14 protein-coding genes are annotated in these 16573 nt (G+C 72.6%); 7 read left to right on the forward strand and 7 right to left on the reverse strand.

Annotated elements, in window-relative coordinates; all coding sequences use genetic code 11:
• Positions 1-2: 2 nt before the first annotated feature.
• The gene (locus IGS69_RS14920; RefSeq protein WP_190900018.1) at positions 3-1211 is read right to left on the reverse strand and encodes an amidohydrolase family protein; all 1209 of its coding nucleotides are present in this window, start codon (positions 1209-1211) and stop codon (positions 3-5) included.
• A 101-nt stretch (positions 1212-1312) separates the two neighbouring features.
• Between IGS69_RS14920 and IGS69_RS14925 the strand changes: the two genes are divergently transcribed.
• Positions 1313-2815, forward strand: a complete 1503-nt coding sequence (locus IGS69_RS14925; RefSeq protein ID WP_190900019.1) for a class I adenylate-forming enzyme family protein — start codon at positions 1313-1315, stop codon at positions 2813-2815.
• A gap of 309 nt (positions 2816-3124) precedes the next feature.
• Here the strand turns inward: IGS69_RS14925 and IGS69_RS14930 are convergent, their stop codons facing one another.
• Positions 3125-3637, reverse strand: coding sequence for an EF-hand domain-containing protein (locus IGS69_RS14930; protein WP_190900021.1), 513 nt, complete (start codon positions 3635-3637; stop codon positions 3125-3127).
• A 168-nt stretch (positions 3638-3805) separates the two neighbouring features.
• Positions 3806-4186: an STAS domain-containing protein gene (locus IGS69_RS14935; RefSeq protein WP_190900023.1), complete on the reverse strand. Its 381-nt coding sequence runs from the start codon at positions 4184-4186 to the stop codon at positions 3806-3808.
• A gap of 362 nt (positions 4187-4548) precedes the next feature.
• On the opposite strand from IGS69_RS14935, the gene IGS69_RS14940 reads away from it, so the two are divergent.
• Both IGS69_RS14940 and IGS69_RS14945 read left to right on the forward strand, forming a co-directional pair.
• Positions 4549-5130: a sigma-70 family RNA polymerase sigma factor gene (locus tag IGS69_RS14940; protein ID WP_190900027.1), complete on the forward strand. Its 582-nt coding sequence runs from the start codon at positions 4549-4551 to the stop codon at positions 5128-5130.
• Positions 5127-6497 carry a zf-HC2 domain-containing protein gene (locus tag IGS69_RS14945; protein WP_190900029.1) on the forward strand — a complete coding sequence of 457 codons (1371 nt, stop codon included), beginning with the start codon at positions 5127-5129 and terminating at the stop codon, positions 6495-6497. Before IGS69_RS14940 ends, IGS69_RS14945 begins: the two co-directional genes overlap by 4 nt.
• A gap of 122 nt (positions 6498-6619) precedes the next feature.
• Here IGS69_RS14945 and purU read toward each other — a convergent pair whose 3' ends face one another.
• Together purU and IGS69_RS14955 are read right to left on the reverse strand one after the other, a co-directional pair.
• Positions 6620-7501, reverse strand: a complete 882-nt coding sequence (gene purU, locus IGS69_RS14950; protein ID WP_190900030.1) for a formyltetrahydrofolate deformylase — start codon at positions 7499-7501, stop codon at positions 6620-6622.
• A 72-nt stretch (positions 7502-7573) separates the two neighbouring features.
• Positions 7574-8074 carry an SCO4402 family protein gene (locus IGS69_RS14955; RefSeq protein WP_097217291.1) on the reverse strand — a complete coding sequence of 167 codons (501 nt, stop codon included), beginning with the start codon at positions 8072-8074 and terminating at the stop codon, positions 7574-7576.
• Positions 8075-8191: 117 nt separating this feature from the next.
• On the opposite strand from IGS69_RS14955, the gene IGS69_RS14960 reads away from it, so the two are divergent.
• The gene (locus tag IGS69_RS14960) at positions 8192-9502 is read left to right on the forward strand and encodes an ABC transporter substrate-binding protein (RefSeq protein WP_190900031.1); all 1311 of its coding nucleotides are present in this window, start codon (positions 8192-8194) and stop codon (positions 9500-9502) included.
• A gap of 33 nt (positions 9503-9535) precedes the next feature.
• Here IGS69_RS14960 and IGS69_RS14965 read toward each other — a convergent pair whose 3' ends face one another.
• Entirely contained in the window at positions 9536-11428 is a 1893-nt protein-coding gene (locus tag IGS69_RS14965; RefSeq protein ID WP_190900034.1) for a hypothetical protein, read from the reverse strand.
• A 201-nt stretch (positions 11429-11629) separates the two neighbouring features.
• Positions 11630-13015 carry a transcriptional regulator gene (locus IGS69_RS14970; RefSeq protein WP_190900039.1) on the reverse strand — a complete coding sequence of 462 codons (1386 nt, stop codon included), beginning with the start codon at positions 13013-13015 and terminating at the stop codon, positions 11630-11632.
• Between the two features lie 306 nt (positions 13016-13321).
• On the opposite strand from IGS69_RS14970, the gene IGS69_RS14975 reads away from it, so the two are divergent.
• The 3 genes from IGS69_RS14975 (at position 13322) to IGS69_RS14985 (ending at position 16473) form a co-directional block, all read left to right on the forward strand.
• Positions 13322-13984 (forward strand): bifunctional DNA primase/polymerase, encoded by a 663-nt coding sequence (locus IGS69_RS14975; RefSeq protein WP_190900041.1) that lies wholly within the window; start codon positions 13322-13324, stop codon positions 13982-13984.
• Positions 13985-14092: 108 nt separating this feature from the next.
• Entirely contained in the window at positions 14093-14884 is a 792-nt protein-coding gene (locus IGS69_RS14980; protein WP_190900044.1) for an ABC transporter ATP-binding protein, read from the forward strand.
• On the forward strand, positions 14881-16473 hold the full coding sequence (locus tag IGS69_RS14985) for a transporter (RefSeq protein WP_190900045.1): 1593 nt from the start codon (positions 14881-14883) through the stop codon (positions 16471-16473). The genes IGS69_RS14980 and IGS69_RS14985 overlap by 4 nt, the downstream gene beginning before the upstream one ends.
• The last annotated feature ends 100 nt before the right edge of the window (positions 16474-16573 follow it).

The raw sequence follows: 16573 nt of genomic DNA on the forward strand, positions 1-16573 counted from the left end.
CCTCAGCGATCCCGGCCCATGTCGAGGTCGAGGTCGAGCATCCGGATGGCGTTGCCCCGCATCAGCTTGTACACCGTCTCGTCGTCGAGGCCCTTGACGTGGTCGAGGGCGACCTCCTTGGTGTGCGGGAAGGTCGAGTCGACGTGCGGATAGTCGGTCTCGAAGGTGGCGTTGTCCCGGCCGACCACGTCCAGCGACGCCACGCCGTGCTTGTCGCGGAAGAAGCAGCAGTACATCTGCCGGTAGTAGTACGTCGACGGCGGTTCGGGGATCGTCTCGCGCACCCCGCCCCAGGCGCGGTGCTCCTCCCACACGTCGTCGGCGCGCTCCAGGGCGTACGGAACCCAGCCCATCTGCCCTTCGGAGTAGGCGAGTTTGAGGCGCGGGAAGCGCACCAGGACCCCGCTGAAGAGGAAGTCCATCATCGAGGCCATGGCGTTGTTGAAGCTGAGGGAGGCCTGGACGGCGGGCGGGGCGTCGGGGGAGGCGGCGGGCATCTGGGAGCTGCTGCCGATGTGCATGTTGACGACCGTGCCGGTCTCCTGGCAGACCGCGAAGAACGGGTCCCAGTAGCCGGAGTGGATGGACGGCAGCCCGAGGTGGGTGGGGATCTCGGAGAAGGTCACGGCCTTCACCCCGCGCGCGGCGTTGCGGCGGATCTCCTCGACGGCCAGGCCGACGTCCCACAGCGGGATCAGGCACAGCGGGATGAGCCGCCCGCCGCTGTCGCCACACCACTCCTCGACCATCCAGTCGTTGTAGGCGCGCACGCAGGCGAGGGCGACCTCCTTGTCGTGCGCCTCGGCGAAGGTCTGCCCGCAGAAGCGGGGAAAGGACGGGAAGCAGAGGGACGCCTCCACGTGGTTGAGGTCCATGTCCTCCAGGCGGGCCTTCGGGTCCCAGCAGCCGCGCCGCATCTCCTCGCGGGTGATGCCCTCCAGGGTCATCTGGTCGCGGTCGAAGCCGACGGCTGCGATGTTGCGCTTGTACGGGAACTTCAGGTCCTCGTAGATCCACCAGTCGGTGGGCTGGCCGTCGGGGTCCATGGTGATCCGGTACTTGCCGCCGACGTAGGCGAGTTCGCCGATTCCCGCGGTCAGGGCCCTCGGTCCGCGTTCGCGGTACCTGGCCGGCAGCCAGGTGTCGAAGAGGTGGGCGGGCTCGATCACGTGGTCGTCGACGCTGATGATGCGGGGCAGTTCGGTCGCCATGGGTCCCCTCCGCCGGACGGTACTCATCTGATGCAGCGTCAGCTAGCATCCCACCTGACGACCCGTCAGCCAAGCAGCTCTCCGAGGAGCAGGGGGCAGCCGTGAACGAGACCCCGCACGCCCTGAGTTCGTCCCGCACCCTGTGGGAGCTGGTCACCCGCCGTGCCGCCCTCACGCCCGACCGCCCGCTGTTCCTCCAGGACGACCGGACGCTGACCTTCGGGGCTCTCCACGCCCGTGCCGAGCGGGTCGCGGCCGGGCTCTACGGCATGGGCGTACGCCCCGGCACGGTGGTCGCCTGGCAGTTGCCCACCCGCATCGAGACGGCCGTGCTGTCCTTCGCCCTGGCCCGGCTCGGCGCCGTGCAGACCCCGGTGATCCCCTTCTACCGGGACCGCGAGGTCGGCTTCGCGCTGCGCGAGTCGAGGGCCGGGTTCTTCGCGGTGCCGGGCACCTGGCGCGGCTTCGACCACACGGAGATGGCCCGGCGCCTCGGCGCGAAGGGTGTCTTCGAGGCCTACGACGACCTGCCCGAGGGCGATCCGTCCGTGCTCCCGCCCCCGCCCGGCGACGGCACGGCCGTCCGCTGGATCTACTGGACGTCCGGCACGACCTCCGACCCCAAGGGCGTGCTGCACACGGACCGTTCGCTGCTCGCGGGCGGCTCCTGCCTGGCGCACGCGCTGCGCCCCTCGGCGCGGGACGTGGGCTCGATCGCCTTCCCCTACGCCCACATCGGCGGGCCGGACTACACGGTGATGCTGCTGCTGTACGGCTTCCCGGCGGTGCTGTTCGAGCAGTTCGCGCTGCCGGAGGCGCTGGCGGCGTACCGCGCGCACGGGGTGACCATGGCGGGCGGGTCGACGGCGTTCTACTCGATGTTCCTCGCGGAGCAGCGCAAGCGGCCGGGCGAGCCCGTGGTGCCGACCCTGCGGCTGCTGGCGGGCGGCGGGGCACCCAAGCCGCCGGAGCTGTACCGCGCCGTCGTACGCGAGATGGGGGTGCGACTCACCCACGGGTACGGCATGACCGAGGTGCCGATGATCACCATGGGGGCGCCGGACGACACCCCCGAGCTGCTCGCGACGACGGAAGGGCGTCCGCCGCGGGGCATGGAGATCCGGATCGTGGACGGCGAGGTACGGCTGCGCGGGGAGGCGGTGTGCCGCGGGTACCTGGATCCGGGGCAGACGGCGGAGGCGTTCGACGAGGACGGGTTTCTGCGCACCGGTGACCTCGGGCGGCTCACGGACACCGGGCACCTGGTCCTCACCGGCCGGCTGAAGGACGTGATCATCCGCAAGGGCGAGAACATCTCGGCCCAGGAGATAGAGGACCTGCTGCACCGGCATCCGGCGGTCGGCGACGTGGCGGTGATCGGCCTGCCGGACACGGCACGCGGCGAACTGGTGTGCGCGGTGGTGGAACAGCCGCCCGGGGCAGACCCCTTGACGCTCGCCGACGTGACCGCCTTCCTCCGCACGGAGGGCCTGTCGGTACACAAACTGCCGGAGCGCCTGGAGCTGATGGCCGCCCTACCACGGGGCGAAACCCTCCGAAAGATCCTGAAGTACAAACTCCGCGAGCGCTACACGGCCACATGACCCACAGCGCCCCCAGGGGCGCGGGGAACTGCGCGAACAACCACCCCCCAGGGCCGCCGGGACCGGCGCGAACAACCACCCCCTAGGGGCGCGGGGAACTGCGCGAACAACCACCGACGGCCCGCAGCCGCCCGACCGTGAACGCCCCCAACGGCGAAGGGGCGCCCACATCCCACGGACACGTGACCCACAGCGGGCAGCCCCCCAGGGGCGCGGGGAACTGCGCGATCAACCACCGACGGCCCGCAGCCGCCCGCCCGCGAACAACCCCTACGGCGAAAGGGCGCCGACGGGCCCGGCCGCGTGGCCCTACTCGGGCACCGTGAAGTAGCGGGCGAAGGCCGGAACAACCTCGGCCTCGCCGACCTTGCCGTCACCGTCCTCGTCGAGCGCCGCGGCGGCCGGACCCGCGAGCTCCTCAGGAACGCCGAGGCACTTCAGCACGCGCCCGGCCTCCTCGGTCGTCGCGGCGCCGTCACCATCGGTGTCGGCGACATCCAGGGCCGCGTGCAGAAACGGGCGGGCGATCTCGGCGAACCGGTCGGGGTTGTCACGCAGGCGCTTGACCGCGCCGTTGACGAACTCCTCGCGCGTGATGCGCTGATCGCCGTCGCGGTCCGCTATCCCGGCCATGCCCTGCCAGAAGGCCTCGGCGCCGCCGTACAGCGCCTGTCCCTTGTCGGAGCGGGCCGCCACCGCGAACTCGGAGAGCAGCGCCTTGGCCGCACCGTAGAAGTCCTCGCGGTCGATGTAGCCGTTGCCGTCCTGGTCGAAGGTGGCGAACCGGGCGGCGATCCTGCGCTCGTACTCGCTGCTGACCATGTCTCTTTCAGGCCGCCTTACGTCGGGTGGGGTGCGTCTCGGTCGGAGCGTACGACGGGGGGCGCCGTTCGGGCGCGGGAAAACGTCACTTGTGCCAAGACCGGGGGAATTCCGGGACAACGGCGTGCCGGAACGGCAACACTCGGTCTACCGTGCGTCATCGGGCGGTCACGCGGACAGGGGTTCGCCCTCGTCACCGAGAGCCGCGCCCACGTCGCCGTACACGTCGAACAGCCTGCGCACACCCAGCGCGCCGAGGACCCGGTTGACATGCGAGCCGTCCGCCGCGCCGCGGGCGGGCAGCACGAGGCGCAGCCGGCCCTGGCAGGAGCGGATCAGCCGGCGGGCCGCGATGAGCACACCGACGCCGCTGGAGTCGCAGAAGAACACCTCGGACAGGTCCAGGACGAGACAGTGATGCCCCTCGGCCACCACGTCGTGCACGCGCTGACGCAGCACCGGCGACGTCACCAGATCCAGCTCGCCCGACACCTGGAGCACGGCCCATTCGCCCTGCTCGCCGCCGGTCACTTTGAAGGTCACCACCACGCCCCTCGCTCGCCAAACCGGAAGCAGACCCTACGCTTCCTTGCAGCGCGGCTGCCCAGCGGCCGTTCCCTGAAACACAACCCGAAAAACCGATCTCCCGCGAAAGAGGCTTGTTTTAGTCGACTTCGATCCTGTTCGATCCTCTTCAGTCAGGCCTGATCCTTGGCCGGCGGGGTAGGCGCGAGCCCAAAGGCAACCGGTGCGAGCGCCGGTGGCCCCCTACCACCTGCGGCCGGTCAGGGGGCGCACATTGCCACAAAGGGGCGTGCGCTACCGGACGTGCCGACTACATTCGAGGAGAGGTCGGCCACAGGCTGGACAGAACAAGGGCGCGGAACACGAGCAGGGGGTGAGGGGGCCGCATGGCGAAAAAGGACGTACCGCTTCGCTGGGACCGCAAGATGCAGCAGCGGCTCGCCCGCGGGGAAGCCGCCGCGCTCGGTGAGCTCTACGACCGGTTCGCCTCCCTCGTGCACGGCCTCGCCCACCGCGTCCTCGGCGACGAGCGCGCCGCCGACGCCATCACCCGCGAGGTCTTCATCCACGTCTGGGAACACCCCGACTCCTACGACCCCCGGCAGGGCCCGCTACGCACCTGGGTCGCCACCCTGACCCACCGGCTCGCCGTACAGCGGCTGCGCGCCACCGAGACCGCCGCCCTCGCCCGCGAAGGCTCCGGCCCCACCGAGGAACTGGAGCACAAGGTGCGCCTCGCCTCGGTCGCCGCCCGCGCCGACTACATCGTCCAGTCCATGCCCGTCCCGCTGCGCTCGGCCCTGGAGCGGGCCTACTTCCAGCGCCGCGACTACCGCCAGACCGCCGCCGACCTCGGCATCACCGAGGACGAGGCCCGCCGCCGCCTGCGCCTGGGCCTGCAACTGCTCTCCACCGCCCACGACACCGAGGCACCGGGCGCACCGCCCGGGTACGGGGGTGCGGTGTGAACGGCCCGGACCGGTTCGAGGCGTACGACGGCGACGAGGGGGAGAACGACCACGAGGGGAAGGGCAACACCCGGGACGAAAGCGGCATTCGCGATGACGGCGGCGAGGGTGGGCGCGGTGCCGGCCCGCCCGGTGACGCCACGGAGCGCGGGCGTCCGCCGCGGATACCCATGCCCCGGGCCTCCGTCGAGGACAGCGGACTGCCGCTGCCCGCGCCGGCCGGCTCCGGCGCCACCCCGCCGCCGCCCGCCCCGCCCGTCTTCGAGCACCCCGTGCTGAAGGCCCTGCTCGGCGCCTGGGCGCTGGCCGCGTGCTCGGCCGAGGAGGCCACGGCCGTCGAGGAGCACCTCGGCGCGTGCGGCTCCTGCGCCGACGAGGCCCGGCGGCTGCGCGAGGCGGTCGGTCTGCTGCAACGCCCCGAGACCCTCGACCTGGACCCGGGGCTGCGCACCCGCGTCCTGGACACCTGCCTGGAGCGGCGCCCGCCACGCATCCCGGTACCGGACTGGGCCGCCGCCTATGACGCCGAGACCGCGCGCCTGGACGCCCTGCTGCAGGACTTCGGCGACGCCGAGTGGCACGCGCCGGTACGGCTGCGCTGGTTCCGGTCCGACGGGTCGACGAGCCGCCGCACCACCGTCGCCGGGGTCATCGCCCACCTGCTCAGCGTCGACGGCCTGGTCGCGATCGCGCTCGGCCTGGACGACCCGCTGGGCGACGTCCCGTCCCGGCGGCCGACGCCGGCGGCCCGCACCGAGGCCCTCTGGCGCGCCTCCCACTTCCCGCCGACCCGGTTCGTCCGCGCGCCCTGGCGCGAGCAGAGCCACAGCCTCGTGCGCACGGTGTCCTTCACGGGCGGCGGCGCCGGGAAGATGCCGGTGTCGTACGGCGACTTCGAGCTGCCCCTGCACGACGCGATGCTCGACCGCGCCTTCGAGTGCTGGGTGCACGCGGAGGACATCGCCGACGCGGTCGACTACCCCTACGACCCGCCCTCGCCACGCCATCTGCACCGCATGATCGACCTGGCGGCCCGGATGCTGCCGACGGCCCTGGCCCACCGCCGCCGCGCCGGCCTCGCCTCCCCCGCCCACCACCGGCATCTGGTCGCGGCGGGCGAACCGGGCCGCAGCCTCCGGCTGGAGATCGAGGGCTCGGGCGGCGGCGAGTGGCTGATCCCGCTGGACTCCCCCGCGGCGAAGGGCTCCGCCGAGCACGAGGTGGCCCACGTGGCCCTGGACGGCGTCGAGTTCTGCCGCCTGGCCGCCGGCCACGTCCCTCCGCAGGAGGCGGCGGCGGGCCAGGTGGGAGACAGGGAGGCGATCAGAGACGTCCTGTTCGCGGCGGCTTCACTGAGCAGGATGTAGAACCCGACCTCGGGGACGCGCCCTCAGGGGCGCGGGGCTCTGTCTGATATGCGGCTCCGCCGCGTGGGCGCGAACAACCCCCACACAGCCGCACCCGCCACCAAACGGGACGAACCGAACTCTCAGGCGAAAATCACAGTCCGCCGCCCATTGAGCAGAATCCGCCGCTCGGCATGCCACTTGACCGCCCGCGCCAGCGCCTGGCACTCCACGTCCCGCCCGATCGCAACAAGCCCCTCCGGCGTCACATCGTGCCCGACCCGCTCGACCTCCTGCTCGATGATCGGCCCCTCGTCAAGATCAGCCGTCACGTAGTGAGCGGTCGCACCGATCAGCTTCACACCCCGGGCGTGCGCCTGGTGGTACGGCTTCGCACCCTTGAAGCTCGGCAGGAACGAATGGTGGATATTGATGATCCGCCCGGAGAGCGCCTTGCAGAGGTCGTCCGACAGCACCTGCATGTACCGGGCGAGCACGACCAGTTCGACGCCCTCCTCGCGCACGATGTCGAGCAGCCGCCCCTCGGCCTCGGACTTGGTGTCCTTCGTGACCGGAATGTGGTGGAAGGGAATGTTGTACGACTTCACCAGCTCGGCGAAGTCCGTATGGTTCGACACCACTCCGGCGATCTCCACCGGCAGCGCCCCGGTCCGCGCCCGGAACAGCAGGTCGTTCAGGCAGTGCCCGAACTTGCTGACCATGAGCAGGATGCGCATCTTCTGGTCGGCCCGGTTGATCTGCCAGTCCATCTGGAACGAGTCACCGATCGCCGCGAAGCTGGCCCGCAGCTTCTCCACGGTCACCGGGGCGTCCGCGGAGAAGTGGACCCGCATGAAGAACAGTCCCGTGTCGTGGTCGCCGAACTGCTGGCTGTCCTCGATGTTGCACCCGGTCATGAACAGATAGCTCGACACGGCGTGCACGATGCCCTTCCTGTCCGGGCAGGAAAGGGTGAGGACGTACTGATCGGCCGGGACCGCGGCGCTGGAGGACTGCTCGTTCATGCAGGACAGGTTCCCACAAGGGACGACACCCCCGGCAATCGTCCCGCAGGGCGGACCGCACCGCGCAAACCGCTAGGCGGACCTCGTCATGATCCGCAGCACTTCCAGGCTGCGCGGCGCCGCGTCCGGCTCCTCGCCGTCACTCGTCGCGAGCTGCACGTGCGCGTCCCGGGCCGCCTGGACCGCCTCCGGCCACGCCTCGTGCTCGAGGTAGGCGGCGACCGGCGCGTCCGGCCCGACCTGGTGCATGATCCGCAGCACCCGCAGCACCGCACTGTCGACCAGGGCGGCCTCCTGCGCGTCGCGGAAGATCGTGCCGACGTACTTCTCGGCGGACCAGTGGTCCAGCCAGGTGTCCTCGACCAGCCGGTACACGGCGTCGGTCACGTCGCCGAAACCGTCCGCACCGGCCAGCCAGACGTCCCGCTGGAATCCGGGATCGGAGAGCATGTGCAGCGCCGAGCGCACATTGCTGCGCCAGCGCCACCACGGCATGTCGTTGACAGGCATGCCGCCCATGGTGGATGAGCGACGGCCACGACGGGAAGAGTTCTCCGAAGCTTGCACGGTCATCGATCGTACGTTCCCCTCCACATCGGTTACACCAGCCCCCGTAATTCACCTGTGCGTCACCAAGCGTTGACCCGAGATCACACACCGGTTAGCCCTGTGGCGGAATCGTGCAGACCCATGACCGGCAGGCGACGCACCCGCAGCACATTCCTCCCCGGCCTCCTCACCCGTCACGCCAGACACGGCGTCCTCTCCGCGGGCACGGCGGTCGCATGCGCGTCCCTCCTCGCCGGCTGCGGGGTCGTCCCCGGCACCGCGGGGGATGTCGGGGACGACACCATCACCGTCATGACCTGGGCCCCGCAGGACACCAAGGCCACCAACAAGCCCGGCATGCCCGCCTTCGCCGAGGCCTACGCCCGCTGGATCAACGCCGCGGGCGGGATCAACGGCCGCAAGCTCAACGTGCTGACCTGCAACGACCACAACGACAGCGTGGACGCCGCCAAGTGCGCCCGGCGGGCCGCCAAGGAGAACGCGGTCGCGGTCGTCGGATCCTACAGCCAGTACGCGGACTCCTTCTTCCCGTCGCTGGAGGGGGCCGGCATCCCCTACATCGGCGGCTACGGCATCACCAACGCCGAGTTCACCAGCCCCCTGTCCTACCCCGTCAACGGCGGCCAGCCCACGCTGCTCGCCGGTCTCGGCAGCGCCCTCGCCGACTGCGGGCCCGTCGCGCTGATCCGGCCCGACACCCTCGCGGGCGACCAGCTGCCCCCGCTGCTCGACTCCGGTCTGAAGGCCGGCGGCCACCGCCCCTCGACCGACCAGCGGGCGGCGGAGGACGCCACCGAGTACGACGGCCAGGCCGGGCGGGCGCTGCGCACGACGACCCGCGGCGCGGCGGAGGACGGGTGCGTGGTGCCCGCGCTGGGGGACCGCAACAGCACCTTCATGGACTCCTTCCGGCGAGCCCGCGAGGACTACCCCGAGGTGCGGACGGCCACCGTGCTGGGCAGCGTCGACCAGACGGTGATCGACGCGACCGGCGGCGCGTCGGGGCCCTACGAGGGCTCGTACATCACCGGCTGGTACCCGGTGGCGAGCGACCCGCGCTGGAACGGCATGAAGCGGGTGATCCGGGAGCAGGCCTTCGGCGACAACCGCATCGACCCCGCGGACGCCGGAGTGCAGACCACGTGGATCGCCTACACGGTGTTCCGGCAGATCGTCGAGTCGCTCGGGGACGGCGGGGTGAGCGCCGACACGGTGACGGAGGCCCTCGACGACGGCCTGGAGGTCGGCACGGGCGGGCTCACGCCGACACTGCGCTGGCGGTTCCAGGACAAGCTCGCCTCCGTGGGCTTCCCGCGCCTGGTCAATGCGAACGTGACCCTCCAGGTGGTGCGGGACGGGCGGCTGGTGTCGGCGCGCAAGGGCTTCGTCGACACGACGAAGACGCTGCAGGACGCCGACGTGAACTACTGAGCGGCCCCGCGGGTCAGTAGTCCACGCCCCGCGTCACAGCTGGGTCGGCTGGCGCTCGGTCAGGCCGTACTTCTTCGCGATCCCGTTCCACAGCCCGGCCGCCTTGGCCTTCTCGGTGCTGGCGACGCCGCTGGCCCGGTTGCCGGCCTGGGTCTGGTTGGTGGCGCGCGCCTGGCCCTTCTTGCAGCCCTTCTTGCCGGCGGTCTGGTCCGCCCACGCCGCGTAGTGGTTGTCGGCCGAGGCAGAGGCCTGCCAGGCCTTGGTGAGGGCGGTGGTCAGCGCGGCGTGGTCGGGCAGCAGGTCGACCTTGATGCCGGAGAGCCGGGTGACCAGCTGGTTGCGCTGCTTGGCCGCGTCGCGCAGGTCCTTGGCGGCGCCCGGGAGGTTGTCGCAGCCCTTGACGTCGGCGACCGCGTTGATCACGGTGCTGCGGCTGTCGCCGCTGTCGGCGAGCAGCTTGTCCAGCTCGACCGCCTGGGCCCGGGCCGGGTCGGCGGACGGGGAGGGGGAACCGTCCGTCGCGGGTGCGGAGGCGGCCACGGTCTTCTTGTCGCCGCTGTCGTCGTCACCGCCGCCCCCGCCGCCCGCGAGCAGCGCGCCCGCGCCGACGCCGAGGACGGCGATGCCGATGCCGACGGCGGCGATGACGGGCACGCGCGAGCCGGTACGGCCGCCGCGCGACCGGCCGCCGCCGGGCGGGGCGTGGGAGGGCTGGGGAGCGCCGTACGAGGCGGGGGGCTGCTCGATGCGGGGCATCTGCTGGGTGGCCCCGGCCGGGCTCTGTGCGCCCTGGTCGCTGCGGAAGAGGTTGTCGAACTCGGCGGGCGGCTGCTTGTCGCCGCCGGGCACCGGCGGTATGTACTGCGTCGCCTCGGCGTCCGGGTGCGCGGCGGGCGGCAGCGGTCCGGCCCCGGTGCGGGGCCCGGTCCCGAGGAACCGCGTCGCTTCGGGATCCTCCCCGGCGGGCATCTCGGGCGGCAGGGCCCCCGGGGCCACCGGGGGTATGTACTGGGTCGCGCCCTCGTCGGCGGACGGCGCGACGGGCGGCAGATACTGCGTGGCCGCGGCGGCCCCGTCACCCGTGACGGGCGGTATGTACTGGGTCGCGCCCTCGTCGGCGGCGGGGGGCAGGGGGGCACCCCCTGCGGGCCCGTAGCCGCCCGGGGCCTGCGACAGTGCACCGCCGTACGCATCGGAAGCCGGCGGCAGGCCGCCCCCGTAGGCGTCGGCACCCGGCTGCTGCGGGGCGCCCCCACCGGCTGCGCCGTACGCACCGGCGGCGGGCGGCAGACCGGCCCCGTGCGGATACCCGTACCCGGAGCCGCCCTGCGACGGCTGCCCGCCGGCCTCACCGGCCCCGGGCGCGCCGGAGCCCGGCTGCGGCTGGGCGCTGCCGGCCGCGGCGCCGTAGGCACCGGCGGCCGGCCCCTGCGGATATCCGTACCCGGAGCCTGCCTGTGCCTGGCCGGAGCCCTCCGGAGGCAGCGGGGCCGCACCGGGGGTGCCGTACGGGTCGTACCCGGCGCCGCCCGCGGGCGGCCGGCCCGTGCCGTACGGGTCGGGGGTCGCGGGTGTGCCGGCGTAGGGGCCCGGGGACGGGGTGCCGTCCGGGGGGAGCGCTCCCTGCGCGTCCCACGCGGGCTGCTCCGGAGTGCTCCACTGCTCGGGCTGGGCCTGCCAGGTCTGGCCCGGCGCGGGCGGGGCCTGCTGCCGGTCGGGGCCCCACGGCTGGCCCCAGGTCTGGCCCTCCGCGGGGGCCGAGGCCTGCGGCCCGGCCGTCGCCGGCGGGGCGGGCCGGCGGCCGGGGGCGTCGGCGGGTCCGCCCGTCATGCCCGGCAGCAGGGGTTCGCCACCGTCGGAGGGCAGCACGATGCCTTCGCGCGCGGGGCGCGCCGAGGGCTCCTCGCCCTGTCCACTCTGCGTCACCGGGACTCCTACTAATGGGGGACCTTGTGAATCGTCGGGTCACGCTACCGGGTCCCCAGAGCCCCGTGCCACGCAGCACAGGGCGCGACCTCATGCCCTGTGAGCGCGGTAACACCACCGGCTCACGGCGCGCTGTTCATGTCACCTCCTGCGCACCGAGCCGTTGTTTCCCGCACGTTCACGCATCCGCGGACCCCGTGTTCACGCCGCCGCCTGCAGGTCGAGCCGCGCCCCGAACTCCCTTACCACCGCCTCGTCCCGGTACGGCTCCAGCCGCTGCTGGAAGTCCTCCAGGTACTCGGCGCCCCGGTTGGAGCGCAGTCCCTCCAGCAGTTCCACCGCCTTCATGCCTGTGGCGCACGCCTCTTCGATGTCGCGCTGCTGCACCTGCGCCGTGGCCAAGAGCACATATCCGATGGCCCGGCGGCGCGCCCGCGTCTCGGGGTGCCCGGCCAGCGACTCCTGCGCACACCGGGCCGCCGCCTCGGCCTGCCCGAGATCGCGGTGGCAGTGCGCCAACTCGTCGGCCAGATAGGCCTCGTCGAAGTGCGCGATCCACACCGGGTCGTCCCCGGCGGCCGGGTCGGCCGCCTCCAGGGCGCTCACCGCGCGCCCCGCCGAGGACTGGGCGGCGCGCACGTCGCCCATGAGGGCGTGCCCGCGCGCCTCCGCCGCCAGGAACATCGACTCCGCCCGCGGCGACACGCGCCCCCGCGCCCCTTCCTGCGCCGCCCGCGCCAACTGCGCGATCTCCCGCGGGTTTCCGAGCTGCGCGGCGAGATGGCTCATGGACGCGGCGAGGACGTACCCGCCGTAGCCGCGGTCCCCGGCGGCCTGCGCCAGGCGCAGCGCCTGGATGTAGTAGCGCTGGGCCAGGCCGGGTTGCCCCGTGTCGACGGCCATGTACCCGGCGAGCTCGGTCAGCCGGGCCACCGCGGCGAACAGGTCCCGCCCGACCGCCTCCCGGTAGGAGCCCGCCAGCAGCCCCGAGACCACACTGTTGAGGTAGTGCACGACGACCGGCCGCACATGCCCGCTGCCGTACTGGTGGTCGAGCTCCACCAGCGCCTGCGTCATGGCCTGGACCGCCTGCACGTCGGACTGCCCCACCCGCGGCCCCGCCGAGCGCGAGACCTGCGAGTCGGGCGAGGAGATCAGCCAGTCGCGGCTGGGCTCGACCAGTGCGGACGCGGCGACGGAGGAGCCGGACAGGAAGTCCCGCCGCCCCACGTCGCTGCGCCACAGCTCGCAGACCTGCTCGATGGCCCCCAGCACGGTCGGCGAGAACTGCAGGCCCACGCCAGAGGCGAGGTTCTTGCCGTTGGCCATGCCGATCTCGTCGATCGTGACCGTACGGCCGAGTTTGCGGCCCAGGGCCTCGGCGATGATCGCCGGCGCCCGGCCCCGTGGCTGCTGTCCGCGCAGCCACCGCGCCACCGAGGTCTTGTCGTAGCGCAGGTCGAGACTGTGCTCGGCACCGCACATGTTGACCCGGCGGGCCAGGCCGGCGTTGGAGCATCCGGCTTCCTGGATGAGCGCCTGGAGCCGTTCGTTCGGCTGCCGGGCGACGAGCGGCCTTGCGGCCATGGCGTACCCCCTGTGGCTGCGGTGCCTGCCCACGCACCGAGTTGACGTGTCTTCCGCGGCCGAGCCCCTCACGTCCCAGCGAAAAGATCCGGCCGTGAAGATCAATGCCCCGCCCACCAGGTGAAAATGCGAGGCATGTGAGGAATGCCGGGGTAACGGCTGGTGCCGGCCCCACTCGTGGCTACCCAGCTCCGGCCACGGTTCCTCCTGCGCGCCCCCGCACATGCACCCATGCGCCCCGGGAACAGGGGCGATGCTCTCCCCCGCGCACGCGGGCGGGCGTAACCCCTGGTGACGACCAGAGTTGTGTTCATCGTGGAAGAGACGATCGCCGGCACCGAAGCCGCTCAGATCCCGAAGCAGCGCGGGGAATCGCTGCTGGAGACCGCTGTTCGCTACGCCGAGGAGCGTCACTGGGACGTGTTCCCCGGCACCTGGCTGGAAGCCGTCGACGGGAGTCAGCGCTGCTCCTGCGGTGACGCGGCGTGTCCGGCGCCGGGGTCGCACCCGGCGCGTCCGGACTGGGCGACGCAGGCGACGGGCAGTGCGACGGTCGCGCGGCGGATGTGGCAGAAGCAGCCGACCGCGTCGATCCTGCTGCCGACGGGGCGGACGTTCGACGCGATCTCCGTGCCGGAAACGGCGGGGTTCCTGGCGCTGGCGCGGATGGAGCGGATGGAGCTGACGCTCGGGCCGGTGACGCTCACGCCGGATCGGCGGATGGAGTTCTTCGTGCTGCCGGGGGCCGCGGTAAAGGTGCCCGACCTGGTGCGGAAGCTGGGGTGGGCGGTGTCGTCGCTGGATCTGACGGTGCTGGGTGAGGGGGCGTACGTGGCTGCGCCGCCTACGCGGTTCGGGTCCCGTGGGGCTGTGCAGTGGGCCTGCCGGCCGACGCCTGCGAATCGGTGGTTGCCGGATGCGGAGGAGTTGATCTCGCCGTTGGCCTATGCGTGTGGGCGGGATCGGTAGCGCCTGATCGTCCGCGTGGTTGCCGTTGTCCGGCGGCTGCGGGTCGTCCGTGGTTGATCGCGCAGTTCCCCGCGCCCCTGGGGCATCACCGAAACCGTAGGGTGCACGGTGACGGAGGGAGGCGCGGTGGGATCCAGCGCTGTGCGTGTGGAAGGGCTCTGGAAGCGGTTCGGGCAGCAGGTCGCTGTTGCCGGGGTCGATCTCGAGTTGCCCGCGGGCAGGTTCATCGGGCTCGTCGGACCGAACGGGGCCGGGAAGACCACCACCTTGTCGATGGTGACCGGGCTGCTCCGGCCCGACCACGGGACCGTCGAGGTGGTCGGGCACGACGTGTGGCGGGACCCCGTCGAGGTGAAGGCCCGGATCGGGGTGCTGCCGGAGGGGCTGCGGCTGTTCGAGCGGCTGTCGGGTCGGGAACTGCTGGCGTACACGGGGCGGTTGCGCGGGCTGCCCGGTGCCGAGGTCGACAAGCGGGCCACCCAGCTCCTCGACGTCCTCGACCTGGCCGGCGCCCAGCACAAGCTGGTCGTCGACTACTCGACGGGCATGCGCAAGAAGATCGGGCTCGCCGCCGCTCTCCTCCACAATCCCGAAGTGCTGTTCCTGGACGAGCCGTTCGAGGGCGTCGACCCCGTCTCCGCGCAGACCATCCGGGGCGTCCTGGAGCGGTACACGGCCTCCGGCGCCACGGTCGTGTTCTCTTCCCACGTCATGGAGCTCGTCGAGTCGCTGTGCGACTGGGTCGCCGTCATGGCCGCCGGGCGGATCCGCGCCACCGGCACGCTCGCCGAGGTGCGCGGGGACGCGCCGTCGCTGCAGCGGGCGTTCCTCGAACTCGTCGGCGCGCAGAGCCGGGACGCCGGGTCGGACCTGGACTGGCTGGGCGGCGGGGCGCGGTGAGCGCCCCCGCGATCACCCCGGTCTTCGTACGGCTGAAGCTGTCGCTGCTGCGCAACGGGCTGCGGCAGTCCGGCGGGCGGAAGGCCGCCTACATCACCTCGGCCGTCTTCGCCCTGCTGGTCGCCGCGCTCCAGCTGATCGGCCTGATCGCGCTGCGCGGGCACGCGCACGCCGAGTCGGTGGTCGTGCCGGCGGTGGCGGTGCTGGGGCTCGGCTGGGCGGTGATGCCGCTGTTCTTCCCCAGCGGTGACGAGACCCTCGACCCGACGCGGCTGGTGATGCTGCCGCTGCGGCCCCGGCCGCTGGTGCGGGCGCTGCTCACGGCCTCGCTGGTGGGCATCGGGCCGCTGTTCACGCTGTGCCTGCTGGTCGGGTCCGTGGCCGCGGTGGCACGGGGCGGGGCGGCGTTCGCCGTCGCTGTCGTCGCCGTCGTCCTCGCGCTGCTGGTGTGCGTGGCCCTCGCGCGGACCGTCGCCGCCGCCAACGTACGGCTGCTGACCAGCCGCAAGGGGCGGGACCTCGCGGTGCTCAGCGGGCTCGTCATCGCCATCGGGGCGCAGATCGTCAACTTCGGCGCGCAGCGGCTCGGGGCGTCCGGGCTGGGCGAGCTCGACCCGGCGGCCGAGGTGCTCCAGTGGGTGCCGCCCGCGTCGGCGATCGGGGCCGTGCACGCGGTGAGCGAGGGCTCCTACGGCGTCGCCGTCGCGCAACTGGCGCTGAGCGCGGGTGCGCTGGCGGCACTGCTCGCGCTCTGGTCGCGGCATCTGACCCGGCTGATGACCTCGCCCGACGGCTCCACCCTGCCGAGCGCCGAGTCGGCCGCGAAGGAGCGCTCGTCGACCGGGCTCGCGCGGCTGCTGCCGGCCGGCCGTACGGGCACGGTCATGGACCGCAGCCTGCGGTACATCTGGCGCGACCCGAAGACCAAGGCCGCGTGGGTGACGTCGCTGGCCATCGGGCTGATCGTGCCGGTGTTCAACGCCTGGCAGGGCACCGGTTCGGTGTACTTCGCGTGCTTCGCCGCCGGGATGCTCGGCATCCAGATGTACAACCAGTTCGGGCAGGACACCTCGGCGTTCTGGATGGTCGCGACGACGATCTCCTCGGCCCGTGACGCCTACGTCGAACTGCGCGCGCGGGCGTACGCCCTGCTGCTGATCACCCTGCCGTACGCCACGCTCGTGACGGTCCTGACGACGGCCATGCTGGGCGACTGGCGGCGGCTGCCCGAGGCGCTGGGGCTGTCCTTCGCGCTGCTCGGCGCGATGCTCGCGACCGGGGCGTGGACGTCCGCCCGCTTCCCCTACTCCATCCCGCAGGAGGGCTACAAGAACGTCGCCCCCGGGCAGACCGGGCTCGCCTGGATCTCCATCTTCGGCGGGATGATGGCGGCCGCCCTGCTCTGCGCGCCCGTCATCGCGCTCACGATCTGGCTGAACGTGAGCGCGGAGGGCGACGACTGGACGTGGCTGCTGCTGCCGGCGGGCACGGCCTACGGGGCGGCGCTCACGGCGGCGGGGCTGAAACTGGCCGCACCGCCGACGGCCCGGCGGCTGCCGGAGATCCTGGCGGCGGTCAGCAAGGGGTGACACCGGCTTCCGGACTCCGGGGGCCGGGAGCCGGGGGCCGGGAGCCGGAGGCGGTCAGCGAGGGCTGAGCCGGCCTGCGGCGACCCGGAGGTGGTCAGCG

Source organism: Streptomyces tuirus (genome assembly GCF_014701095.1).
Lineage (GTDB): Bacteria > Actinomycetota > Actinomycetes > Streptomycetales > Streptomycetaceae > Streptomyces > Streptomyces tuirus.